The organism is Clostridia bacterium (genome assembly GCA_026414765.1).
GTDB lineage: Bacteria > Bacillota > Clostridia > Acetivibrionales > DSM-27016 > SKW86.
Genome location: JAOAIJ010000016.1, coordinates 279,141 through 302,651, shown reverse-complemented (window position 1 = coordinate 302,651; position 23,511 = coordinate 279,141). Strand labels below are relative to the sequence as shown.

Here is a 23,511-nt window from a genome sequence, read left to right as displayed (position 1 = left end):
TTGTTCACCAAATAAATCCGTTTCGGTTTCTTCTCTGAAGGTTGTTTCCAGGATTCCTGCTCTACCTGCACCGATTCCGGCAGCATACGCCAGTGCGTACTCTTTTGCTTTCCCGGAAGCATCCTGGTGTATGGCAATCAGTGAAGGAACACCTCTGCCTTCCTTATATTGACTCCTTACCGTATGTCCGGGTCCTTTGGGAGCTACCATAATCACGTCGACTTCTTTCGGTGCTATGATTTGGTTAAAGGTTACATTAAAGCCATGGGCAAACATCAAAACTTTTCCTTCTTTTACATACGGTTTGATGTCCTTTTCATAAACATCTGCCTGTACCTGGTCCGGGACAAGAATCATAATCAAGTCGCCCGCTTTTGCAGCCTCCGCTGTATCCATTACGGTAAGACCGTCATTGGTGACCTGTTGTCTCTTTTCGGAAGTTGGTGTCAAACCCACCACTACCTTCACTCCACTGTCCTGCAGGTTCTGCGCATGTGCATGTCCCTGACTCCCGTACCCGATAATCGCTACGGTTTTCCCTTTTAAAAGGCCTAGATTGCAATCACTGTCATAATACATTTTTGCCACAATATATCACTCCTCATAATTTGTTTAAAGTTTAAGGCCTTGAGTTCATCATAGTTAAAGTTAAACTTCAAACTATAAACATCAAACTCTTATCCCCATCTTTATTTATCATTTTGTACATTTATATATCTATTGCCTCTTTCGATAGCAATCGTACCCGTCCTTACAATTTCCTTAATTCCGAATTGCTTCAGCATGTCTTCCAAAGCTGCAACCTTTTCTGATGACCCTGATATTTCTATGGTCAGTGTATTTTTCGAAACATCAACTATCTTAGCTCTAAAGATTTCTACTATCTGAATTATCTCAGCTCTGGTCGTTGCTGTAGCACTAACTTTTATAAGAGCTAGTTCCCTGCTTACTGAATCAGACTTTTCCAGCTGCTTTATCTTTATTACATCTATTAGCTTGTTTAGCTGCTTGCTAACCTGTTCTACTACATAGTCATCGCCATCTACTACAATCGTCATCCTGGATATATCAGGATTTTCTGTAACACCCACTGCCAAGCTGTCGATGTTAAAGCCCCTTCTGCTAAACAGTCCTGCTACTCTTGACAGCACTCCTGCATGATTTTCCACCAATACTGATAGTAAATGTTTGGCCATCTTTCATTCCTCCTATCTAAATACACCTTACAAATTATATTAATGTTTTACCTTCTGCCGTCAACCCCGCACTCTCAATTCACTTACAGTGTCGGTTCATCAGGATCTATTATACATTCAAGAAGATATGGTTCATCCTCCTCAAGCATCCTTCCCAGGGCAGCCTTCACCTCTGAGTTTTTTCTGATACGCTCTCCTCTAAATCCATATGCTTCTACTAGTTTTACAAAGTCCGGGTTTTCCTCAAGAAATACTTGTGAATATCTGCCACAGTACCTTGTCTTCTGTATTTCTCTTACCATCCCCAGCCTTGAGTTATTGAAAATTATTATTTTAACGCCAAGCTTATTCTGTTTTATTGTTCCGAGTTCCTGCAGTGACATCTGGAAGCTACCGTCCCCGCCTATAACGACAACCCTTGATTCTGCCTTCCCTATCTTTACCCCTATCCCTGAAGGAAGGCCATAACCCATAGTACCCATGCCGCCTGATGTTATGAAGGTCCTCGGCTTCCTCACATTCAGGTAGTTTGCAGTCCATATCTGATTCTGCCCGACTTCTGTAGTGACAATATCATCTTCTTTCAACATGTCTGATAGCTCAAATATCACATATTGCGGCTTCACAAATTCATAATCTCCACCATCAGTGTACTTCAACGGGTGTTCATTCTTTATTTTTTTTATAGTCTCAACCCATTTTACCGTATTACTGTTACCGACGTTCTCCGCAAGCTCTCTTAAAATCAGCTTCACATCACCTACAACGGGTATTGAGGCTCCTATGTTTTTTCCGATTTCAGCAGGATCTATATCAATATGAACTATTTTAGCCTTTTCTGCTATTTTGCTTGCTGTTCCGATAGCTCTGTCAGCTACACGGGCACCCATGATAATAAGAAGGTCTGCATTGTAAAGTGCATAATTTGCAGCATAAACTCCGTGTGAACCGATCATCCCAAGGTTCATCCCGTGCCTTGACGGTATGGAACCGATACCCATCAGAGTTGTAGTCAGCGGTATCTGGCACTTTTCCACCAATGTGAGAAGCTCCTGGGTAGCATTAGCGTTTATGACTCCGCCGCCTGCGCAAATAACCGGTGCTTTTGCTTTTTCTATTGCACCTGCTATTTTCTTTATCTGCATTGAATGGCCCTTGTATGTGGGTTTATATCCTTTGATATCGACTGTTTCTGGATACTCAAAGTTGATTTCCTTATTCTGAATATCTATCGGAATATCTACTACTACAGGCCCGGGCCTTCCGGTAGAAGCTATATGAAAAGCTTCTTTAATAATCCTCGGAATATCCTTAGCATTCTTTACCAGATAATTGTGTTTACAGAATGGGGCTGTAGCGCCTGTAATATCAGCCTCCTGAAAAACATCCCTTCCTATAAGCTCCGAGGAAACCTGTCCGGTTATAGCCACCATTGGAATTGAATCCATGTAGGCTGTTGCTATACCCGTTATAAGATTTGTCGCCCCAGGCCCTGATGTTGCGACACATACGCCTACCTTACCTGTTACACGCGCATAACCGCTTGCTGCATGTGCTGCTCCCTGTTCATTCCTTGTAAGCACATGCCTTATATCAGAATCCACAAGGGCATCATAAAAAGGGCATATCGCTGCTCCGGGATATCCGAACATAACATCAACATTTTCAATTTGCAATGACTTAATTATAGCTTGTGCTCCTGTCAGCTTCATAAAACCTCCATCTACAAAGGTTGAACAACTTTTTCTATAATAAAAAACCCTTCGTTAACTGTAGTAAACTTATCTACAGGGACGAAGGGGAATTTTCCCACGTGGTACCACCCTATTTTAACACACTGTCTCCAGTGTGTACTTAACAAGTGAAATTGTGATTTATGCTGCTTAAAACAACCATCAACAAAAATCTCTAAACACTAAAAAACTGTAACGTTGTTAACGTCATCGCCTAATATAGCGGTTTCAGCAATGAGGCTCCGGAATGAGTTATTCATGCATCTGTCGTACCGGCTTGCACCACCCGCCGGCTCTCTTGTACAACATAATTTTCAGAAACTTTGATGAAAAAAATATAAACTTATAGTTCCTGATATATGCATCTTTATTCCTTCATAACTTTTCTCAATATACATTTAATAATAATTGTATAATATTGTACCAACGTCGCATCCTAGTGTCAAGGAGTTTTTTACGCTTTTTTTACCCGTTTTTTACGTTTTTTTACCGTTTCGGTGTGGCCTCAAAATGGTACAGAAACTGGTTACAAATATACATATGGCTATAAAAATATTTTATTGTTTGTGCTGCCTTCTATTTTCCCGATTCCGTACCCATAGCAAAATGACTGGTACATACTGGAGACAATTATAGCACTCAGAAAATCTCTTTCTTCCTTATTCAGACCTCTATCCGTTATTCTTATATAATCCTTTGTCTTTTCCTGCGATATAAGTTTAATCGCCTCTCTTGTCCCTGCAAGATCACTCTCAAGCTTGTTCATACCCTGCTGAAGATACTTCCTTATTGTTTTCTCAAAATCCATACTGTTACTAAAATTTTTTGCACTCTTCATATATGCCTCCTAACTGCAGATTCGGATACTTATTCCAATATCGTTTATAGGAATTCTCTCCAGTTTTTCAGTTCCAATACAATTACCCGAATTTCTTATAAAGGCATATGAAAAAAGCCGGATGTCCCCGGCTTTATCTTGTAACCATCCCATCTCCTGTTTTTTCAGCAAGCTTTATAGGCGTAGTAACAAACTTGCCTGTCTTTTCCATAAGATGTGTGACATTTATGGTATCTCCCGGTTTTTTCGAATACATATATGTTCTCAGCTGAAGCATCGTATTTATTTCATTTCCATCCACCTTGGTAATTATGCAGCCTACCTTTATCCCGCTTTTAGCTGCAGGTCCTGACTTATCTACATTAACTACATATATGCCACTGTCAAGCTTTTTATTTTTATCGATATAGGGAATTATCTCGCTGTCATACGCAAAAACACCCAGATATGGTTCCTTAAAGTCGCCCCTTTGTGTCAACTGACTTATAATCGGTATGGCAACATTTATAGGAACTGCAAAACCTATCGCTTCTGCACTGGCAACCTTTACTGTATTTATTCCGACAACCTGTCCCCTTGCATTCAAGAGCGGCCCTCCGCTGTTACCAGGGTTAATGCTAGCATCTGTTTGAATAAGGTCCTCCATATAGTTAGCGCCCTGCTCAGTATCAATCCTGATAGTCCTGTTAAGAGCACTTATTATGCCTGATGTAACAGTTCTCTGAAACTGCAGCCCCAACGGGTTCCCAATTGCAATAGCAGTTTCACCTACTTCCAATGTATTTGCATCACCAAGCGGGATAGTTGGAAGACCTGTTGAATTCACCTTCACTACTGCAAGATCAAGAACGGGATCCGACCACACCGTAGTACCATCCATGTTTTTACCATTTGCAAAGGAAACAACTATTCTTTTATTCTTTCCGCCAGCTACATGATGATTGGTCAGAATATAGCCGTTTGAGCTTACTATGACTCCGGAACCTACACCCCATTTTTCAGAGGTATCACGGTCAAAAATAGATTTACTGTCCACCTTTAGAACAGAAATACCTACCACGCCTTGAGTAGCACTTTTTGCCACTGTAGTGGCTGCCGGCTGCAAGCCTGGTACTTCAGCAGCTATCTGCTGTGGCTTTGGAACATCCATGCCTTTATCCGTCTGGGGTATGGGAGGAGTAGGGTCATTTTTATCTATATAGCTTGATATAGCAAAAAACAATAATGCCCCTACGCCTAACGAGGTAAGCAATGCAGTAATAAAAACCCTGAAAAAACCTCTGCCTTTTTTCTCTTCAAACATCTTATCATCCTCTGAATTGTTATATTGCACACTTTCAACCTCATGCCGGATGCTTTGTGCAATATTTATTATTTCAAATAATGAAAAAATAATACAAAAAACCTGCTTTATCAGCAGGTAAGTAATATGTTTATTCTGTTGCAAGATTGGACTTGATTATCTTCTTCACACTCTTTTCAAATTTGACCCTGGGAAGCATAACCTGATGCTGACATCCAAGGCACTTTATCCTAAAATCCGCTCCCGTTCTGGTTACTTCCCACTGCTTGCTCCCACACGGGTGTTCCTTTTTTAGTTCCACTATATCCCCTACAGCAAATTTATCAGGCATTTGTTTTTCCCCCATTCTCCGGCTTTTGCTCATAAATTATTTTATTTTTATCATAAAACTCGATGTTTTCCTTGTCAAATTCTTCTTTTATCATTCTTCTTATTTTTCTCTCAACTTCCCAATGCTCATTAGGAATCGTTTTTGCTGTAATTCTTAAATTAAGACTGTCTTTACCAAGATCAGTAATACCCATGACTTTAGGCTGTTCGGTTATAGTATCGAACTCCCCGCCGACTTTTTCACAAATAGAATTGGCAATGTCAAAAGCCTTGCTCATATCAGAGCCATATGATACAGGAATATCTACGATTACAGCCTTATCCCCGCGGGTATGGTTTGTGACCTTTTTTATCTCCCCGTTTGGAATTATGTAAAGATCGCCGTTAAAGTTACGAAGTTTGGTGACTCTCAGTTCCAGGTCTTCCACATTCCCTGTCATATTATCTATAGTTATAAGATCACCCACAACATATTGATCCTCCATCACTATAAAGAAGCCCGAAATAATATCTTTTATAAGGCTTTGCGCCCCAAAGCCCACTGCTATTCCTCCCACTCCCGCAGCAGCCAGCACTGACTTCAGTCCAAGTACATCCGACAGGATAGTGACTATAGCAATCAAATATACTGTATATCTGAAAATACTGACTATCAGAGAAGCCATAGTATTCAGCTTTTTATCATTTATTCCATACTTTGATAGCCTCTGTTTCTTAAACAACTTCCGGATTATGAAACTACCCAGCTTCACAACTATCAAAGCAAGTATGAATATCCCAAGTACTTTCAGAGTAGCTTCTACCGGTTGTGGAAGCTTGTCTACCGTACTCTTGAGTTTATTTATTAAGTTATCCATATCAATCCTGTCCTCCTTATGAAATGCAGGGATGATTCCGCTCTTTCATCTTAAGATTCACCTTGCTATAAATAGTTTACAAAAAATATTTATTTTAAACAACCCATAAGCGTTACATATATTCTCATTTACAACATTCAATGAACTCCCTGAACAGATTCAGATGTTTATCATCCTTTTCCCACATCAGCTCGGCATGCCACTGAATACCTACTGCAAATCTTTTATCAGTATTTTCGATTGATTCGATGATTCCGTCCTCAGCTCTGGAAGTTACTGCAAACCCACACCCCAACTCCCTGACAGCCTGGTGATGAAAGGAATTTACCCTGGCACAGGTGTTGCCGAAAATTTTGCTTATCAAGGTATCCTGCTCAATATTTATTTCATGAGTAGGATACCATTTGGGAGCATTCTGCGAGTGTCTTACGAGCTCCCTGCAATTTATCTGCGAGTAAATATCCTGATATATTGTTCCCCCCAAAGCTACATTCATAACCTGTATACCCCTGCATATCCCCAGCAAAGGTAAATCTGATTCTACAGCCTTTCCTGCAATATACAATTCTACCCTATCCCTGCAAGGGGATATCTCTCCGTTATAAGGCATGTTGCTCTCATTAAAATGAACCGCATCCAGATCAGGCCCACCTGAAAGAATAAAACCATCACACTTGCACATAACCTCATCCAATACCCTTTCATCATCTACGGGCGGAATTGCGACAGCTACCCCTCCGGCTTTAATTACTGCTGCATAATAACCGTTTTTTACAAACATAGTATCTTTCTCATAGTCATACCCTGAAGTTATTCCTATCAGCGGTCTGTACTTACTCATAAAAACCTCCAAATAAAAACAGCATTATAAATTATTATAATGCTGTTTTTATTTGTGTGTGTATTTTAGCATGAAAAAAACTATTTTTTCTAAGTAGTACTTTTATCAGTACACGGTAAATTAAGTAAAGTTAAATATCATATGCAAGAATAATAGCTTTTGCAATTTCTTTCATAGGAATCCCCCTGTCCATACTCTGACGCTGAATCCTCTTAAAAGCTTCAGCCTCTGAAAGGCTCAAATGCTTCATCAGCAACCCCTTTGCCTTCTCAACCTCTTTACGGGTATCCAGGCTGGCTTTCAACGTCTCAATTTCCTGCTCCAGTTCTCTTATTCTTCTCTTATTTTTCACCATTAAGTCTATTGTATTTATCAGACTGGGTTTATTCAAGGGTTTGGACATACAAACAAAATTATTCTCTGATTTGATATTACTTATAAGCCCTTCCTGTGCAGGTGAAATAATAAGGATTATGTCACAGACCTTGTCTTCTATGACAACTTTTGAAACCTCAAAGCCATTCATCAGGGGAAGTCCGTAATCTAGTATTACCAGATCAGGTTTGAGAGCGCGTATTTTCCTCAAACATTCATTCCCGTCTTTGGCCTGGTCTACAACCGTATATCCATTTTCAACCAAAATGACTCTCAATTTACTAATTGACGCGTCATTGCTCATGGCTAACAATATCCTCGCTGATTCCATGTTAACACCCCAGTATCATTTAATATACCCGTAAAATACCAATTAAACCAGTTGTCTGGCAATATAATCCATTTTGTATGCATTTAAAAAGACAGCCGAACCCAAGGGTTCGGCCGCATCGTTGCTGCACTGGAACTATATCCATAAGCTTCTATATCAAGGTTAAAGATTTATTACTAACCCGTCAGATTATCCGCCTCTGTTAATTAATATTTGGTCAAATACTGCTCTATTTCCCAACTGCTTATTTTAGTTTTATACTCATCCCATTCCCCACGCTTTGCCTCAATGTACTTTTCAAATATATGCTCACCGAGTATTTCCTTAGCGAGGCTACTGCCTTCAAGCTCATCTATTGCTTCCTTCAAGCTGCCTGGCAGTGATTCAATCCCTTCTGATTTCCTTTGGTCTTGACTCATCTGAAAAATATTTTTGTCAGTGGAAGCGGGAGGTTGTATCTTGTTTTCAATACCATCAAGCCCCGCCGTCAAAATCGCTGCTAAAGCCAAATACGGGTTGCATGTCGGATCAGGACATCTCAGCTCTACTCTAGTAGAAGCTCCCCTTGCTGCCGGTATCCTTATAAGCGGACTTCTATTCCTTGCGGACCATGCTATATATACAGGTGCTTCATAACCGGGTACAAGCCTTTTATATGAATTTACTATAGGGTTGGTTATCGCTGCTATAGATCTCATATTTTTCATAAGTCCGCCGATAAACCAGTATGCTTCTTTACTCAATTGTAAAGGATCTTTTTCATCATCAAAAACATTCTTACCATTCTTAAACAGAGAAACATTTGTATGCATACCGGAGCCATTAATTCCGAACAAGGGCTTTGGCATAAACGTAGCATGCAATCCATGCCTTTGTGCTATTGTTTTTACTACCAGTTTGAATGTCAGTATGGCGTCTGCAGTGCTTAAAGCATCACTGTATTTAAAGTCGATTTCATGCTGCCCCGGTGCAACCTCATGATGAGAAGCCTCTATTTCAAATCCCATCTCTTCCAAAGCCATACACATATCTCTTCTGGCGTTCTCCCCCAGATCTACAGGCCCAAGATCAAAGTAGCCAGCATTATCATGGGTAACCGTAGTCGGATTGCCCTCGCTGTCAGTAATGAATAAAAAGAATTCACACTCAGGTCCTACATTCAGTGTTTCATATCCCATATCATACGCTTTATTTAAAGCCTTTTTGAGAATATACCTGGGATCTCCTTCAAAGGGTGTTCCATCCGGATTGTAAACATCACAGATCAATCTTGCAACTTTCCCTGTCTGTGGTCTCCACGGAAAAATAACAAAAGTATTTGTATCAGGACGGAGATACATATCAGACTCTTCTATTCTGACAAAACCTTCGATTGATGATCCGTCAAACATGCACTTGTTGTCCAAGGCTTTTTCAAGCTGCTCTACAGTAATCGCCACATTCTTTAAAATACCGAAAATATCCGTAAATTGCAAACGTATGAACTTAACGTCCTGCTCCCTGACTATCCTCAGAATGTCTTCCTTTGAGTATCTCGGCATAAATAACACTCCTTTAATCATATTTATCTCTTTGAAACCATCAATATATTTAGCGACATCAAAAAAGCGCACTCAAGCCAGGCCAACAGACCTTGTTTGAGAACGCCATTGTTCTATAAGAAATAGAAATATATATTTAATAACTAATATTATAGCATAACAAAATAATTATGCAATATTTTTTTCAACAAAAATGCAAGTAGCAAAGTTGAAACTTGCATTTTTAAAAATCACCTTCTATCAGTATTCCATTATCCCATTTGATAGAAATTTTATTGTTATTGTTAAGAAAATCCTTGAAATGACGATATTAATAATAGACATATAAATGTTCCATGTCATCAGTATACCTTAAACGGATTTAAGGTTATTCCAACGGAATGGAGTGATAGTGATGCTAAGTCTGGGTCATAAGGTTAAGTTTCATAATAGTGATGCCATTATTCTTGTATGTTTCGGAGATGAGGTTCTATTATTCATCGACGAACACACCATCAAATGGGTTGACAAAGCTCTTCTGGAAGCTGTACCATCCGATTAATGCTTTTCAACAGCTGATAAAGCAACAGCCACGCAGGCCACCTACGGCCCTCATGGCTGTTCCATCAACTGATGCCCAAATATTTTGAAAACTTCAATCGAATTATCATATTTTCATATCATGCTTTTTCAAACATATCTTTGCCTACACCGCAAATGGGACACACCCAATCCTCAGGAATATCTGCAAAAGCAGTTCCGGGTGCTATGCCACTGTCAGGGTCACCCTTTTCTGGATCGTATTCATAACCACACGCAGTACATATGTACTTATCCATTACACTTCAGCTCCTTTAATATGCTTCTTTTTTTCTGATTATGAAAACATTAAGTACACTAATTGTTTTATATTGTTTTCATACACAATGTATATTACCCATTTCCTGTATGTCTATAACAAAAATTTTATTTTAAAGCCCTTGTATTTTCTATATACATTATTTCGGTAACTTTTCTTATAAGCCTTTTTATGGGTTAATAGATTACTTCTTTGCATTGACAGGCCCTTTCCTATATGACAGTTACTGTCACCGCTAACAATTCCGTTATCAGAAAAAGTTATACTTTCATCCGACGTATCCTTCTCAAGTATTTTGAGCTTCAGTCTCTTTAACTCCTCATATGTATAATTCTTAAGGAATTCAAGCTTCTCCCTTATCATCGCATCATTGTCCATCGTTCAGCACCTGCCAGTTTTCAGCATTTACAATACTATTGTATTATATGGTGCTGTAAGTTATGCTGTGTCATTTCGGCCTTATGTGCCAAATATGAGACTTGTAAGTATACTTACGAAGAAAAAGCTTTCATATATTAATACCGTCATAGGAATCTTTTGGCGCTATGCAGTATGAATCGTCATATTAATGCACAAAAAAACATGGGCAGGATTTTATCCTACCCATGCAACCTATACGTTACTAGAATTCATTTTTATTTCTGCGGTTCTTAAATATTATTGAAGCCCCTAATATTATCAAGAACGCACCTATGAGTATTTCTTTCAAATCAAATATATGCAGCCATCTGAATGTGAATGCGTCAAAGAAGATAACAGATAAAACGGTAAGTATGCCAACAGGTATCAAAAGTCCTTTGTTTCTGCTTCCGAAAAGATAGAGTTCAAAAAGTCCTATAGCTACTGCAAGTATAAATCCCGGCCATGTTATCCCCCATACATTAAAGAGCATGGAAACCTGGCAAGTCAGACCCGTAAATAGCAGGATACCGCCGGGTACCAGTATACCCGCATCCTTGTTTTTACCTGAGAAAAATATGGAGTGCATTGCAAGACCCGGAATTATCAAAAACATTGCAGGCCAGAACTTCGCAAACAGAAAACCTATATCAAAAAAATCGATATCTATTCTTATAAGTCCTGTATTGTTTATCAGAAACAATAGACCAAGAACAACAAATATTACCCCTATAACTATATTATTTCTTTTCATATAAAATCCTCCCAAATTTATTTTCTATAATATTATAAGAATTGAATAAAGAAAAGTCTGATTTTATAAAAAGAAATTTTTATCAGGAGGAAAAATGCATTATAAGAGGTATTTATTCAGAAACAGATTTCATATCTCTGAAATACTCAAGTTGAGTGCTGTAAGGCATACGATTTAAACCGCTAGGCGAAGGGCATACATAATCTCTTACTCCTTCTACAATACTATCCTTCTGCAGGCCATATCCTACCCGCTGTCTACCGGAAAACCTTTTATACACTCCCATACCGACATAACACGCAATAACAGGTTTGTATTTTGCAAGGAGTTCTTTTAGTACAACAGCTCCTTCCCTGAATTCTTCTGACTTCAATTCAGCTGCTCCTCTGGTCGGTCTTGAAACAATATTTGTTGAACCATATCCCAGATCAAGAAGTTTCACATCTTCTTCCGGCTTGAATCTGTAAGGTGTAATACCGGATTCAAATAAAAGTTTCCAAAACCTGTTACTCGGTGAAGCATAATGATGCCCCGTTTCAGCCGATTTAAGACCGGGATTATACCCAATAAAAAGTATTTTTAAGTTATGTCCGATTATATCCGGAATTCTATTCATAGTATTAATCTGAAATTAATTCTTCTATTTATCAATAAAACCCTCAAAAAATTCCTGACTCTCCGGGTCACTGTTCAGCTTCCATAGCACATATCTTATTCCCATCGATATTAAGTCAGCCATTTTCATTACTATACTAAGCCGGGTATTCTGTAATACCAGAAAGTCCATAAAACCGCCAAAATTAACTATTCCCGTAATATACATGTCCCCAACCGGTGCAAGATCCTTGTTTACTCCGGACCCAGGCTTAATCGATCCCTCTCCTATGGTTATGTATCCTACATGGTCCATACGACCAAGACATGCATCTATCGCTATAACAAAAGGCTTATTATAAAGCAAATGTATGCTTTTCATTATTTCATCAATATTCTTGGCATGCACGGGGTTTTCCAGAGTTCCGTATACATATACGTTTTTTTGTCTTATATTATTGATCTTATAGCCTATAAGAGGGCCCAAACTATCACCTGTAGACCTATCCGTCCCAATACATACAAATACGATGGATTTATACCCGCTTCTCACACTTTTATCAACTATTGCATGGAGGACATCTGTAAAGTTTTTAAATGCCAGAGCACTTTCCATATTTATGTACTGCTGCTTTACCGGAGCTTTTAAAAACATAATATTTCTCCTATCAAAAAGTAGTATAATACAAATTTAAGCGGCTCTATATTCCTACTATAATTATTATTACCATAGTATGCCTATTTATTACTTTTTCTGATATTACCCGGTTTAGTTTTGTTGATATGACTGTTTAGTTTTGTTATTATTAATATAAAACGTGACCTGATTACGTATTTTATTTGTATCGCGAGGTCGTAACATGGGTACTACAAATATTAATCCTTCAAATCCTGATAGCAACCAAGGCAGCAGTCTCATAGAAGACATAATTAACGGAATGTTTGATTGGGTAAGGGTTCTTGACAGGAATGACAATATAATATATATCAATAAAGCTATGTCTGAAGCTCTTGACAATCTGAAAACAGGGGAAAAGTGCTATAAAGCAATAGGAAGGTCTGCTCCATGTGAAAACTGTATTTCCCGAAGGACAGTTTTTGAGGGTCAATCACATGAAAAGGAAGAAACAATAAAAGACAGGATATATTCTGTTATGAGTTCTCCGGTAAAAGATCAGAACGGTGAAATAATAGCTGTAGTGGAAGTTTTAAGAGATATCACTCAAATGAAGCTGCTGCAGAAAAAAATAACGGAACAAAACCATAAACTCCAGTCTGACCTGCGCATAGCAAGAAAATTGCAGTGCAGCCTTCTGCCAAAAAGTTTTCCGGAGGATAAAATCAGCTTTTCGTTCATATATAGGCCCTGTGAAACTATAGGGGGAGACTTTTTAGACATATTCAAAATAGATGAAGACCATGTAGGCGTATATATAGCCGATGTATCAGGACACGGTGTACCCGCTTCAATGCTTACAGTCTTTTTGCGTTCCAGTATCAATAAGAAACTGTTATCTCCGGCGGCTGTGCTCAAAGAACTTTATAATGAGTTTAACAACAGTAATTTCGATCAGGATTTATATATTACGGTTTTTTATGCAATATTTAGCCTTAAGGAAAATAAAATCAGATTTTCTAATGCAGGGCATAACGTTTGTCCGATACTATTTAACAAGGGAAAGTTTGAAATCCTGCGATCTGCCGGTATTCCGATAAGCAACTGGATGACTGCTCCGGATTATTCGGATAAATTCGTAAATTTTACATCCGGCGATAAAGTTTTTCTATATACCGACGGTATTGTAGAATTAAAAAACGACACTAACGAACAATACGGAGAAAAACGGCTACTTGATATACTATTAAACGCCTCATCCGGTTCTGGTGAAACCCTGAACAATATTGCCGATAGTGCTTGTAAATTTGCAGGAATAGATACTACTGCTGAAATTCCCGATGACATTACAATGGCTCTGGTTGAAATCAGATAAAGCTCTCTAAAAGTGAAAAAATTTCATTGACAATGTTTTTTATATATATTATTATTTATTTAGAATATTTCGTATGCCGTAATATTCAATGGAGGAACTAATTAAATGTTAGAAGCCAACAATATGTTTGATCTATTGATAGACAGTCTTAAAAAGGTTTTATATCCGGAAGAGTGGATAGACTTTGATATGTCATTTTCAAAGACCGAGCTTTTTGCGATGCTCCTTATACACAGACAAGGAGAAATCATTATGAGCCAGGTCGCCGACTATATTAATGTGCCTATGAGTACAGCCACCGGCATCGTGGAAAGGTTAGTAAAAAACGGCTATATCCTGCGTGAAAGAAGCGAAACTGACAGACGCATCGTTACTATAAAGCTTACACCAAAAGGCGAAGAACTGATTACACGGTTTAAAGATACCGTCATGCAGTACATAAATGAGATAAATTCCTCTCTGACAGGAGAAGAGAAGCAGCTTCTGCTAAAGGTATTTGCCAAATTCGTAAAAGTGCTGGAAAGCAAGAACGCAGCAATTCTTTCCGGTGAAATAAAGGAAAAGAAAATTAAGAAGATCGAAATTGAGTAAAATATTACCGGCCCATTTATGGGCTTTTAAACAGACAAGTATTTCGGGTTCCGAAGTATTCAAAATCCGAAGCAATGTATTCTTTGAACTACCAAAATAAGTTAAGCTAAGGAGGTAACAAATATGAGAATCATACTATATACAGGAAAGGGCGGCGTAGGAAAAACGAGTGTGGCCGCAGCTACAGCAGTAAAAAGTGCAGGCAGAGGTCTGAAAACATTGGTAGTAAGCACGGATCCGGCACACAGTCTAGGCGATTCATTCGATATCAAGCTTTCACCGGAGCCATTACAGATCAGCGAGAATCTCTGGGCACAGGAGATTGATTCCGTTCACGAAGCAGAGCAGGGTTGGAGAAAAATACAAGAGTTTATTTCTACCGTTTTCACTTCCAAGGCTGTAAATGATATAACAGCTGAAGAACTGTCAATATTTCCAGGCATCGAAGACCTGCTTAGTTTATTGAGAATATTACGTTATCATAAAGAAAAATCCTTCGATGTAATCATAATTGACTGTGCTCCCACCGGTGAGACACTGGCTTTCCTAAGTTATCCGGATTTACTCAGATGGTGGATGGAGAAACTATTCCCCATTCAGAAAAAAGCGCTGAAGATCGTCAGGCCTATAGCCGGATCCTTACTGGGTGTCCCGATGCCATCAGACAGCGTGGTCAACGAAATAGAGAACCTGTTCCATCAACTCAGTGAAATGAGAGAAATACTTTCAAACAGGGAAATAACAAGCGTACGTATAGTAGTAAACCCGGAAAAAATGGTAGTGAAGGAGGCTCAGCGAAGCTTCGCTTATCTGAATCTTTACGATTACAATATCGATGCAGTAGTAGTAAACAGAGTAATCCCCGATAATGTATCCGATAATTATTTCAAAGTGTGGAAGGATATACAGAAAAAATACAAAGAAACCATTATTAACAGCTTTTCTCCACTACCTATTTATTATGCTCCTCTCTTTGAAAGGGAGATAGTTGGACTCGAAATGCTGGAAAAAATGGGCAAGGAAGTCTTTAACGAAACTGACCCTACTGCAATCAGCTACACCAGCAGAACCCAGCAGGTTACAAGAGACGGTGAGGAATACATACTCACCATCTATATGCCATTTACCGATAAAAAGGAAATATCTCTAAACCAAAAAGGTGATGAGTTGATAATAAAAGTCGGAAACGTGAAAAGAAATATAGTACTGCCCCGCACTCTGCTCAACTTAGCTATACAAGGGGCAAAATTTGAAAATGAGATGTTGAAAATACGTTTTGGAGGTGCTCACAATGAATGAAAAACTGGTTAAAGAACTGATTTCATGTAAGTTAAGAATGTCAGGATTGATAATTGGTTTATTGCCCGGAAATGCCGGACAAAAGATAAAATCAGCCCATCAGTGCATCATTAAAGCAGTAAATAATGCTACAAGTCAATATGCCGGCAATCAAGCACCAGAAAATATACCCAGCGGCAATGCCCTTAAGGGAGTAACAATCGAATAGTTAGGAGGCACACTATGGATTCACCAAGTATTTTTATACTCTTTGCTTTAGCAATAACACTACATAATATTGAAGAGGCACTTTGGCTGCCCCAATGGTCAAAGTACGCAAAAAAATTTCATAAACCCGTCACAAAAGATGAATTTCACTTTGCAGTCCTTCTGTACACAATAGCTGCATACCTGATAACAGCTTTATTCCTGTTCTTCCCACAATCGGAAATAATAAAGTATGCATATTTCGGGTATGCAGGGGCTATGATATTGAATGCAGTAATGCCCCACCTTGCAGCAAGTATTGTATTAAAGAGATATGCACCGGGAACAGTAACAGGTGTTTTTCTTAACATCCCCGTAAACAGCTTGATAATAACTTATTCTATCAGCAAAGGACTTATTGATCTTACTGTGGTAGTAATATCTACACTAATTACCGGCATATTGTTGATTGCTTTACTCAAGCCTTCATTCCTGCTGGGGAGAAAACTGATCAGGTATTGAAGAGAAGTGCCGGGCGGCTCCAGTTATTTATTCACTCCAATGCCAAAGCCCATAAGGCGGTGAGGTTGTCGAAGGAATAGCATTCCCCGGTATCCTCATTTCCGAAGCCTCCATAATCCGGTGATTTTTTATCATTTACCCTGAAGGCCATCATACGATCAATCAACCTATGATAAAGTTCACCCTCACCCGTTTTTTTTGCATATACTGCCGCCAAGGCATAGACTGCCGTACTTTCGATATCGTTTGCAGGGGTTCCGGTTTGTGGGTCATACCAGGCATATAGCCTCCCGGTTCCCATTTCCTTTTTCAGCCAGTTTGTAAACATTTCCGTATCCCCGTTAATTTCCGACATATGCATGACAGTGTATAAAGTATAAGTAAGGCAAACAGCCTTGCTTTTTACATATTCCTCATCAAGGAAGTACCTCTTTGTTTCGTAATCATAATATTTGTAGTATATAGGTATTTCAGAATCAGGCTTGCCTTCGCTGATGATCCGTTCTCCAAAATCCGCAACCCTTGACCAGTCTTTATTAAACTCCCTCAACCTGCCCAGAGTATACAGATCCAGATAACACAATGGTATGGTTTTATTGCTTTTACCCAACTTCCAATCATAAAACTCAAAAAGCCATTCACCCTCTACCTGCTTTTTAAAAATACTCTCCTGAATAAATCCCGCCGTATCCAGATAAACCTTATCCCCCCATATATCGTATGCATCCAGCAAAGCTCTTACTATTCTGAAATCATCAATAGCTGCGTTACAATTTACCTCCTTATTCGCAGCTTTCCATCTGATAAGGTTTTTATCATCCAGCAATTTTTCCCTTAAAAAGTCAAATTCTTTATCAAATAATACTCTGTTATTTTTTTCTATGCAATATTCCATCAAAAGCCCTACAGATTCCGAAAGGACTTCTCCGCAAGCTTCTCCCTGCTTTATTTTAGTATATATCTGCCCCTCATTTCCCATCATTCTCTTCTTGATAAAGTTCAGCAAGGCAGTTTCCCTATCCGAGTAAAGCCTATTTGTTTCATTCTCACCTAGATTTGCTTCTACAGTTCTTTCCCCTATGATTGTCTTTTCGCTAATTGCGGACATGCAAGGGATATTCAGAAATAACATATAACACGCTGAGTAAATACATGTCAATAAAATAGCTAATACCCCTACTATATATTTCCCCATAAATACCCCCCATATCACTAAAGAGTCGGCCTTCCCATACTAGTGACCACATAAAAACCTATGTGACCATCAACAGCTTTATTCTAACAATTTGATAAGGACTTTAAGGTAATACACTGTGCTAGTTAAAGGGTTTGCTTGTGTAGTGACTTGGAGCATATCTGTGAAACTTTGGATACGGCGGATTCTGTTTGGACTAAGCAAGCTGAAGCAGACCTGCCGACAACTGTGTCCATGCAAATAAAAGCTGTGTGAATCAAGATTCACACAGCTTTTATTTGCATAATATCATTTCTCGCTTTCATATATTCCGTATTTGAGCATCTCCACATACTCCAGAGATTCCTGCATCATCTTTTCCATTTCTTCCGAAGTCCATATTCCCCTGTTTTTATACATACTCAGATATTTATTCCCCAGTGCCTCCAGTGAAAGCACAATTAATTCTATAGCTTTCTTGGGATCTACACCCTTGCGGAACTTGGAAAAGTCTAAATCCTTGAAAGCCAGTGGGGTTTGCTCGGCAATAATTTTAGCATATCTGCCCTGTACCTCCGGCTTAATATCATCCGGGGTATTTGCAAAAGCTTCAAACACAAGCTTATACATATCAGGATCTTCATATGCCAGTTTCATTTTCTCTTTAGCACGTTCAACAAGCCGTTCAAATACGTCACTGGTAGAAAAAGCATACTGGCTGTTGAATTTCTTGATATAATAATCAATTACATAATCAAGTATATACAGGTATAGGCTTTTTTTGTTACCAAAGTAGTGGAAGAGGATTCCCTTGGAAATACCAGCTTTTTTTACGATAGAATTCGTTGAAGCTTTCTCATAGCCATTTTGGGCGAATTCTTCTATGCTTACGCTGATTATTTTATTCCTCTTGTCCTCCGGCAGATTCTCAAAATTTCGGTACAATCCGATACACTCCCATTACACACTAATATTTTTTCTGTTGTAGAACAAATAGGTTAAAGCTACGGATATTATTACTACCACAGCCATAATAACAAGGTATGTTGTTTCTATTTTACCATTCTTAACCATATCTGCGGGGCTGACATATTTAAACGGTGACAAATACTTGAAGTTTTCCAGTTTATCTGACATAGCTGATATAATGTTAAGAAAAAACGCTCCAAGTACAACACCAAACACGATAGGGTATAATGATTTAGCCTTTACTACAAACACCGATATCAATAAACCTACAGCAGCAAATGTCAGTTGAAGCATAAAGAATCCGAAATGAAGCAGTAGAAATATGTTCATACTATAGGCATCCTTTTTAACAGCTTCAAACATGAAATAATCTGCGACGGCAAATATCAAATTGAAAAGGACAAGATAAAACAGTACACAGGCTGCCTTGGATGTTATTATCATCTTTCTTGTTACAGGCTTTGCCATAAGAAACTCAACAGTCTTTTCACTCTCTTCCTTGGAAATTATGCTTGAGCCTAGGAGCATGGCATATACTCCACCAAAAAGTATTATATATAGAAAAACATACGCGAAATAATCAAGTATCAATCCCATGTTAAGCTGATCCAATCCAAGGGCTTCCAGCATCTCCTTGGGGAATTTTTTCATCAGCTCGTTATATTCCCCTGCCTGATCGGCAAATGTAGGATACATAGCCATCATTCCTATGCTCGACAAAACAAGTATAATTGTCCATACCAGAAATTGTTTTCTGTTTCTTGCTATTTCCCTAAAAAATATAGTCATTTTTCATCCCTCCTCAATACTACTTGCTATTTCCTGATTCATAATAATGCATAAAAATCTCTTCAAGTGAAGGTTCTTCTATCCAAAGATTCTCTACATGCACCCCGGCAAGTTTCTTAACCAGCTCATCAATCTTTCCGCCAAATACAAACTCCATGCTCTTACCCTTAGTTTCAACATTTATCATTCCGGGAAGTTCGATTCTGTCTCCGTTCTTAAAATCTATCCTAATTTTCTTGAATTTATCTCCGGTTAGTTTGTCTATAGTTTCTACTTTAAGGATTTTACCCTCTTTTATTATGGCTACCCTGTCACACATCCTCTGTACTTCACTCAGGATATGTGAGGAAAAAAAGATTGTCACCCCTTTTTGGTTCTCTTCCTTAAGTACATCAAAGAACTTGTTTTGCATCAGTGGGTCAAGCCCTCCCGTAGGCTCATCAAGAATCAGCAGCTTCGGCTCATGCAGCAATGCCTGGATTATTGCAACCTTTTTCTTGTTTCCGAAGGATAACTCATCCACCTTTTTGTTCATGTCCAGCTCAAATGTATCACTTAATTCCTTAATTCTTTTGCTGCAATCCTTTTTATAGAATTTTGCCGAATAATAGAGGAGGTCTTTTATCTTCATATCATCATAATAATTTACCTCAGACGGCAGATACCCGATTTCCCTTTTTATTTTGGCTGAATCCTTTATACAGTCCATACCGAATATTTTAGCACTTCCGCTGTTGGGATAAATCAGCGCCAGCAAAGTTCTTATAGTCGTTGACTTTCCTGCCCCGTTAGGGCCAATGAATCCGAAGATTTCACCCTGAGGTATCTCAAAGCTGACATCTATTATACCTCTGGCTTTACCATAGGACTTGTTCAAGTTCTTAATTTCTATGATATTCATAATTTCAACCTCCTTGCAAGTACATTATCTGTTTAGTCTTTACAATTATTGACTAGGTGGTCAACAACTATTTTTATTATACCCCTTATTGACCACCTAGTCAATAAGGAGTATAATAAAAAACAAAAAAATGACAGTTGTCATTCATTGACTCCTGCCACAAATATACTAAAAATTTAGAAACTCTTATTTGTAACTGCATAATACGCATTAACTATCCTGGAACCTTAAATATTATTCGTACCTCCTTATATAATTGGGAATGAATATAATAATTTGCCGTATCCATTCAAGTATTTTATTAGTATGTTACAAATGATCTTACAGTATTAAACACATTTGTATTTATTAATGAGTTCCTTTCTGAACAGTAAAAAGAGATATGTTTGCTGCCTCTATAGCTAGAGAAAGCTGAAACATATTGATTGTACCTGGATAGAGCCGATGAATCAGAGTTAATATCCGTATCGATTTCCATTTCGCAGCCTATTTGTGTGCTGGATGTTTTTGAAACTATAGCATTACCACTTGAGTTAACAATAGTGTTATTTTGGACACAGATTTTTACAAGGTTAAGGTTATTTGTTAGAGCAGAATTAAAGTAATAGCTTGGCTGCAAATCTACATAATCAAATATATTTGTTCTGCATGAAATATATGCTAGACGCCTTGGAAGATCGGAAGTACTTGTACTTGACCCATCCCTGTAATAAGGTATCCATAACATTTTCTTACTAAATCCATGTACATATGAGGAAAGACCATTCATATTGTTTACTACCGGGTTATTGAAATCAGTAGTATTCGATGTATTAAATTTTGTATACCATTGTGTTGGAGATTCTGTACCATAGTAAAATCCAAGGACATTATTTGACCAGTTGGTGCTGCTTATACTGTCCTTTATGCGATCTACAATTTTTGTCCTACATTGTGAAGTATACAGGTATGCAAAGGTTGTATGCGGAATAACCGGGAAAGAAAACCATACTTTTGCATTCGGGTTCTTTGCCCAGATCCTATTAGCCAAAGTAATCTGATCATCTGCAAAGCTTTCTAGTGTCCTATAACTGTCGATACTATTATATACATTGACAGCCTCATTTTTTATTGTATTAAGTGAAGCTGAGTCCGTTGTTCCACAGTAGTTGTACGCTGTAGTACCTGATGTTGTCAGAGAATTGATATCAGTCATTGCTACACACTGTTTGAATCCATATCCACAATCACCGCCAGTTATTACAAATTCATTTGTACCCAATGTAGGAGAGTTCAAAATGCTGTCCAGATCAGAGTCAGTATAACTTGCATATTTGCTGGTACCATTACGTGTATTTGCATATCCTACATAAAGGAGCTTCGCTATATTACTGTATGCGTTAGCTACAGGGATCGGGGCAGTAATATTAAGGGTATATTCACCTGTTCCTGAACTGCTGTAGTGCCTGACCTTCACATAATATAGCTGTCCTGCGGTAAGCGAGTATGAAATTAAAAAGTTTGACGCACTATTATCATCATTTGAAGCGAGTTCAGACTGGCTGCTGTTGTATAAATGTCCATAGGTGTCAGTACTGCCTGTGGAGTAAATTGTATATGTTCCGGAGCTTGGAGCTGTAAACTTAAAGAAATCAGCATCACCGGTACTTTCTATACTGCCTGAACGGGAGGTAGTAGTTCCGGCAGAAACAGATAAGCTGTATGCCGAACTGAAATCATTCCCATAATCATCTCCTGAACCACCACCGCCTGTATAGCTTAATCTAAGGCTATACGACGTTTCAGAGTATGCTCCGCTATAACCGTAAACATATATATAGTAGGTACCGGAGGGAAGACTTGTGTTGGTTATACTGTCTGTTGTACCGGTACCGTTAGTCGAGCTTCCAACTTCCGTACCGGATGAATTATACAGCTTCAAATCATAATCCTTGTCAGACGGAGGAGTCATTGAAATTACCGCATTTGCTGTAGAAGAGATTGTAAATGTAAAATAATCCACGTCTGAAGAAGTATCAATAGTAGGATAAATAGTATTATTGTTGCTTATTGGCTTTGCTGCAGATATTGAATTATTCGGCTCATAACTGTCAGCAAGCAGTACTGTAACTTCACGGCTTACTTCATTATTCTTCTTATCTCTACTCTTGTCAGGCAGAGTAGTTCTCTTCTTTTTTTCAAGTTCTTCCTTACTATAGGTAACCTGTGGGTTTTCAGTATTTTGTGCTGCAAACATCTGAGTACCGCTAAAAATAGATAACATAAATACAAAAATCAAAAATAAAGATAGTTTCTTCATTGTTCGACCTCCTAAAATATATTTGTTTTTGGGATAATAGAAATAATCCCTGCCCCTCTTTCAGAATTCTCCCTTCACAAACATCCCACAGGTGTGTAAAATAGAAACAGATAGGCTTCTACACATCATTTTTGTGAAGGGGTGACTGCCCTCAAACCATTGGATGCCCTAAGAAAGTAAACAATGGTTTGAGATATATTACAAAAAAATATAGCACAATAAATGCCAGCAATATGTAGTAATAGTTACCTAAAAAAACTAATTTCCCTTTACAAATAATTTATTTATAGTTACCCCGGATAGTGGACTGCTTGATCAACAGAACCACAGGTTGGCTGACAACTTACTGAACATGAGCCATTACACCCTCCACAGGACGAAGTACAGCCATAGCACCCGCCCGAACAACTAAACCAACAGAAATACCCCATTACGTCATCATTTTGCTTTTTTATTTTTTTTGAATATAAATGTTTCATATGAAAATCACCAATCCTTTTTTATTTATTTTACCGGCATTATTGTGCTATAAAACTTACTGTTTTCATATACCTGGCTTTTCTATCAAAAAAATTTCGGATGTTTCAAAGTCGATTGTCCATTGTTTGTTTTCACATGATTTCCATTGATACTTCCTCGACATATCCGACCACCATTTATCAAATTCAGTTTTTGTTTTGCCCATATCATCCACTATTTTTGTATATAGTGAATCTTTATTAAGTTCAGTTAACGAGGGATTGCACAAAGTCAAAAACAGTTCCTCCAAAGCCTTTTTCTTAGTATAAAGCTGCATAATCAAGCTTTTTTCATTTTCTGTTACAAATCCTACTTTCTCTCTAAGCATCTCTATAACGCCT

The 23,511-nt window shown here is 38.3% G+C and carries 27 protein-coding genes; 6 read left to right on the top strand and 21 right to left on the bottom strand.

The features are described from left to right. The 10 genes from ilvC to glnA all read right to left on the bottom strand — a co-directional run. The coding region (ilvC, locus tag N3I35_06195) for a ketol-acid reductoisomerase (GenBank protein MCX8129677.1) at positions 1 to 588 on the bottom strand (588 nt) is incomplete at its 3' end. A gap of 101 nt (positions 589 to 689) precedes the next feature. Continuing rightward, positions 690 to 1,196: an acetolactate synthase small subunit gene (ilvN, locus tag N3I35_06190; GenBank protein MCX8129676.1), complete on the bottom strand. Its 507-nt coding sequence runs from the start codon at positions 1,194 to 1,196 to the stop codon at positions 690 to 692. Positions 1,197 to 1,279: 83 nt separating this feature from the next. After that, complete coding sequence (gene ilvB / locus N3I35_06185) at positions 1,280 to 2,908, bottom strand: biosynthetic-type acetolactate synthase large subunit (protein ID MCX8129675.1); 1,629 nt, start codon at positions 2,906 to 2,908, stop codon at positions 1,280 to 1,282. Between the two features lie 565 nt (positions 2,909 to 3,473). Further along, positions 3,474 to 3,767, bottom strand: a complete 294-nt coding sequence (locus N3I35_06180; GenBank protein ID MCX8129674.1) for a hypothetical protein — start codon at positions 3,765 to 3,767, stop codon at positions 3,474 to 3,476. A gap of 133 nt (positions 3,768 to 3,900) precedes the next feature. Then, on the bottom strand, positions 3,901 to 5,100 hold the full coding sequence (locus N3I35_06175; protein MCX8129673.1) for a trypsin-like peptidase domain-containing protein: 1,200 nt from the start codon (positions 5,098 to 5,100) through the stop codon (positions 3,901 to 3,903). A 100-nt stretch (positions 5,101 to 5,200) separates the two neighbouring features. Continuing rightward, positions 5,201 to 5,401 (bottom strand): DUF951 domain-containing protein, encoded by a 201-nt coding sequence (locus N3I35_06170; protein MCX8129672.1) that lies wholly within the window; start codon positions 5,399 to 5,401, stop codon positions 5,201 to 5,203. Further along, the gene (locus N3I35_06165) at positions 5,394 to 6,257 is read right to left on the bottom strand and encodes a mechanosensitive ion channel family protein (GenBank protein ID MCX8129671.1); all 864 of its coding nucleotides are present in this window, start codon (positions 6,255 to 6,257) and stop codon (positions 5,394 to 5,396) included. The genes N3I35_06170 and N3I35_06165 overlap by 8 nt, the downstream gene beginning before the upstream one ends. A 124-nt stretch (positions 6,258 to 6,381) precedes the next feature. Further along, positions 6,382 to 7,098 carry a gamma-glutamyl-gamma-aminobutyrate hydrolase family protein gene (locus N3I35_06160; GenBank protein ID MCX8129670.1) on the bottom strand — a complete coding sequence of 239 codons (717 nt, stop codon included), beginning with the start codon at positions 7,096 to 7,098 and terminating at the stop codon, positions 6,382 to 6,384. Between the two features lie 130 nt (positions 7,099 to 7,228). Further along, positions 7,229 to 7,804 carry an ANTAR domain-containing protein gene (locus N3I35_06155; protein MCX8129669.1) on the bottom strand — a complete coding sequence of 192 codons (576 nt, stop codon included), beginning with the start codon at positions 7,802 to 7,804 and terminating at the stop codon, positions 7,229 to 7,231. A gap of 206 nt (positions 7,805 to 8,010) precedes the next feature. After that, a complete protein-coding gene (gene glnA / locus N3I35_06150) occupies positions 8,011 to 9,345 on the bottom strand; it encodes a type I glutamate--ammonia ligase (GenBank protein ID MCX8129668.1) in 1,335 nt (444 codons plus the stop codon). A 394-nt stretch (positions 9,346 to 9,739) separates the two neighbouring features. Between glnA and N3I35_06145 the strand changes: the two genes are divergently transcribed. Next, positions 9,740 to 9,886: a hypothetical protein gene (locus N3I35_06145; protein MCX8129667.1), complete on the top strand. Its 147-nt coding sequence runs from the start codon at positions 9,740 to 9,742 to the stop codon at positions 9,884 to 9,886. A gap of 118 nt (positions 9,887 to 10,004) precedes the next feature. Here the strand turns inward: N3I35_06145 and N3I35_06140 are convergent, their stop codons facing one another. The 5 genes from N3I35_06140 to yyaC all read right to left on the bottom strand — a co-directional run bounded on the left by N3I35_06140 (position 10,005) and on the right by yyaC (position 12,585). After that, positions 10,005 to 10,163 carry a rubredoxin gene (locus N3I35_06140; protein ID MCX8129666.1) on the bottom strand — a complete coding sequence of 53 codons (159 nt, stop codon included), beginning with the start codon at positions 10,161 to 10,163 and terminating at the stop codon, positions 10,005 to 10,007. A gap of 113 nt (positions 10,164 to 10,276) precedes the next feature. Further along, positions 10,277 to 10,561, bottom strand: a complete 285-nt coding sequence (locus N3I35_06135; protein MCX8129665.1) for a hypothetical protein — start codon at positions 10,559 to 10,561, stop codon at positions 10,277 to 10,279. A 244-nt stretch (positions 10,562 to 10,805) separates the two neighbouring features. Beyond that, on the bottom strand, positions 10,806 to 11,336 hold the full coding sequence (locus tag N3I35_06130; GenBank protein ID MCX8129664.1) for a hypothetical protein: 531 nt from the start codon (positions 11,334 to 11,336) through the stop codon (positions 10,806 to 10,808). Positions 11,337 to 11,448: 112 nt separating this feature from the next. After that, positions 11,449 to 11,952 carry a mismatch-specific DNA-glycosylase gene (locus tag N3I35_06125; protein MCX8129663.1) on the bottom strand — a complete coding sequence of 168 codons (504 nt, stop codon included), beginning with the start codon at positions 11,950 to 11,952 and terminating at the stop codon, positions 11,449 to 11,451. 24 nt (positions 11,953 to 11,976) lie between these two features. After that, the gene (gene yyaC / locus N3I35_06120; GenBank protein MCX8129662.1) at positions 11,977 to 12,585 is read right to left on the bottom strand and encodes a spore protease YyaC; all 609 of its coding nucleotides are present in this window, start codon (positions 12,583 to 12,585) and stop codon (positions 11,977 to 11,979) included. A gap of 205 nt (positions 12,586 to 12,790) precedes the next feature. Here yyaC and N3I35_06115 point away from each other — a divergent pair, with 205 nt between their 5' ends. The 5 genes from N3I35_06115 (at position 12,791) to N3I35_06095 (ending at position 16,519) form a co-directional block, all read left to right on the top strand. After that, complete coding sequence (locus tag N3I35_06115; GenBank protein MCX8129661.1) at positions 12,791 to 13,921, top strand: SpoIIE family protein phosphatase; 1,131 nt, start codon at positions 12,791 to 12,793, stop codon at positions 13,919 to 13,921. 105 nt (positions 13,922 to 14,026) lie between these two features. After that, complete coding sequence (locus N3I35_06110; protein MCX8129660.1) at positions 14,027 to 14,512, top strand: MarR family transcriptional regulator; 486 nt, start codon at positions 14,027 to 14,029, stop codon at positions 14,510 to 14,512. A 123-nt stretch (positions 14,513 to 14,635) separates the two neighbouring features. After that, entirely contained in the window at positions 14,636 to 15,811 is a 1,176-nt protein-coding gene (locus N3I35_06105) for an ArsA family ATPase (GenBank protein MCX8129659.1), read from the top strand. Next, positions 15,804 to 16,019: a hypothetical protein gene (locus N3I35_06100; protein ID MCX8129658.1), complete on the top strand. Its 216-nt coding sequence runs from the start codon at positions 15,804 to 15,806 to the stop codon at positions 16,017 to 16,019. The genes N3I35_06105 and N3I35_06100 overlap by 8 nt, the downstream gene beginning before the upstream one ends. A gap of 14 nt (positions 16,020 to 16,033) precedes the next feature. Continuing rightward, on the top strand, positions 16,034 to 16,519 hold the full coding sequence (locus N3I35_06095) for an HXXEE domain-containing protein (protein MCX8129657.1): 486 nt from the start codon (positions 16,034 to 16,036) through the stop codon (positions 16,517 to 16,519). Between the two features lie 31 nt (positions 16,520 to 16,550). On the opposite strand, the gene N3I35_06090 is transcribed toward N3I35_06095, so the two are convergent. The 6 genes from N3I35_06090 to N3I35_06065 all read right to left on the bottom strand — a co-directional run bounded on the left by N3I35_06090 (position 16,551) and on the right by N3I35_06065 (position 23,498). Then, positions 16,551 to 17,714 (bottom strand): glycoside hydrolase, encoded by a 1,164-nt coding sequence (locus N3I35_06090; protein ID MCX8129656.1) that lies wholly within the window; start codon positions 17,712 to 17,714, stop codon positions 16,551 to 16,553. Positions 17,715 to 18,002: 288 nt separating this feature from the next. Further along, positions 18,003 to 18,638, bottom strand: coding sequence for a TetR/AcrR family transcriptional regulator (locus N3I35_06085; protein ID MCX8129655.1), 636 nt, complete (start codon positions 18,636 to 18,638; stop codon positions 18,003 to 18,005). A gap of 15 nt (positions 18,639 to 18,653) precedes the next feature. Next, on the bottom strand, positions 18,654 to 19,451 hold the full coding sequence (locus tag N3I35_06080) for an ABC transporter permease (protein MCX8129654.1): 798 nt from the start codon (positions 19,449 to 19,451) through the stop codon (positions 18,654 to 18,656). 19 nt (positions 19,452 to 19,470) lie between these two features. Further along, positions 19,471 to 20,352, bottom strand: coding sequence for an ABC transporter ATP-binding protein (locus N3I35_06075; GenBank protein MCX8129653.1), 882 nt, complete (start codon positions 20,350 to 20,352; stop codon positions 19,471 to 19,473). 301 nt (positions 20,353 to 20,653) lie between these two features. Further along, positions 20,654 to 22,651, bottom strand: coding sequence for a DUF4855 domain-containing protein (locus N3I35_06070; protein ID MCX8129652.1), 1,998 nt, complete (start codon positions 22,649 to 22,651; stop codon positions 20,654 to 20,656). 544 nt (positions 22,652 to 23,195) lie between these two features. Next, positions 23,196 to 23,498, bottom strand: coding sequence for a CXXX repeat peptide modification system protein (locus tag N3I35_06065; GenBank protein ID MCX8129651.1), 303 nt, complete (start codon positions 23,496 to 23,498; stop codon positions 23,196 to 23,198). Positions 23,499 to 23,511 lie beyond the last annotated feature (13 nt).

Bases quoted from the DNA above. Each gene is read 5' to 3' on its own strand.
- N3I35_06140 (MCX8129666.1), bottom strand. From the start codon at position 10,163: ATGGATAAGTACATATGTACTGCGTGTGGTTATGAATACGATCCAGAA.
- N3I35_06160 (MCX8129670.1), bottom strand. From the start codon at position 7,098: ATGAGTAAGTACAGACCGCTGATAGGAATAACTTCAGGGTATGACTAT.
- N3I35_06090 (MCX8129656.1), bottom strand. From the start codon at position 17,714: ATGGGGAAATATATAGTAGGGGTATTAGCTATTTTATTGACATGTATT.
- N3I35_06075 (MCX8129653.1), bottom strand. From the start codon at position 20,352: ATGAATATCATAGAAATTAAGAACTTGAACAAGTCCTATGGTAAAGCC.
- N3I35_06080 (MCX8129654.1), bottom strand. From the start codon at position 19,451: ATGACTATATTTTTTAGGGAAATAGCAAGAAACAGAAAACAATTTCTG.
- N3I35_06105 (MCX8129659.1), top strand. From the start codon at position 14,636: ATGAGAATCATACTATATACAGGAAAGGGCGGCGTAGGAAAAACGAGT.
- glnA (MCX8129668.1), bottom strand. From the start codon at position 9,345: ATGCCGAGATACTCAAAGGAAGACATTCTGAGGATAGTCAGGGAGCAG.
- N3I35_06170 (MCX8129672.1), bottom strand. From the start codon at position 5,401: ATGCCTGATAAATTTGCTGTAGGGGATATAGTGGAACTAAAAAAGGAA.
- N3I35_06070 (MCX8129652.1), bottom strand. From the start codon at position 22,651: ATGAAGAAACTATCTTTATTTTTGATTTTTGTATTTATGTTATCTATT.
- N3I35_06110 (MCX8129660.1), top strand. From the start codon at position 14,027: ATGTTAGAAGCCAACAATATGTTTGATCTATTGATAGACAGTCTTAAA.
- N3I35_06130 (MCX8129664.1), bottom strand. From the start codon at position 11,336: ATGAAAAGAAATAATATAGTTATAGGGGTAATATTTGTTGTTCTTGGT.
- N3I35_06180 (MCX8129674.1), bottom strand. From the start codon at position 3,767: ATGAAGAGTGCAAAAAATTTTAGTAACAGTATGGATTTTGAGAAAACA.
- N3I35_06125 (MCX8129663.1), bottom strand. From the start codon at position 11,952: ATGAATAGAATTCCGGATATAATCGGACATAACTTAAAAATACTTTTT.
- N3I35_06100 (MCX8129658.1), top strand. From the start codon at position 15,804: ATGAATGAAAAACTGGTTAAAGAACTGATTTCATGTAAGTTAAGAATG.
- N3I35_06115 (MCX8129661.1), top strand. From the start codon at position 12,791: ATGGGTACTACAAATATTAATCCTTCAAATCCTGATAGCAACCAAGGC.
- N3I35_06095 (MCX8129657.1), top strand. From the start codon at position 16,034: ATGGATTCACCAAGTATTTTTATACTCTTTGCTTTAGCAATAACACTA.
- N3I35_06065 (MCX8129651.1), bottom strand. From the start codon at position 23,498: ATGCTTAGAGAGAAAGTAGGATTTGTAACAGAAAATGAAAAAAGCTTG.
- N3I35_06135 (MCX8129665.1), bottom strand. From the start codon at position 10,561: ATGGACAATGATGCGATGATAAGGGAGAAGCTTGAATTCCTTAAGAAT.
- N3I35_06155 (MCX8129669.1), bottom strand. From the start codon at position 7,804: ATGGAATCAGCGAGGATATTGTTAGCCATGAGCAATGACGCGTCAATT.
- ilvN (MCX8129676.1), bottom strand. From the start codon at position 1,196: ATGGCCAAACATTTACTATCAGTATTGGTGGAAAATCATGCAGGAGTG.
- N3I35_06165 (MCX8129671.1), bottom strand. From the start codon at position 6,257: ATGGATAACTTAATAAATAAACTCAAGAGTACGGTAGACAAGCTTCCA.
- ilvB (MCX8129675.1), bottom strand. From the start codon at position 2,908: ATGAAGCTGACAGGAGCACAAGCTATAATTAAGTCATTGCAAATTGAA.
- yyaC (MCX8129662.1), bottom strand. From the start codon at position 12,585: ATGTTTTTAAAAGCTCCGGTAAAGCAGCAGTACATAAATATGGAAAGT.
- N3I35_06145 (MCX8129667.1), top strand. From the start codon at position 9,740: ATGCTAAGTCTGGGTCATAAGGTTAAGTTTCATAATAGTGATGCCATT.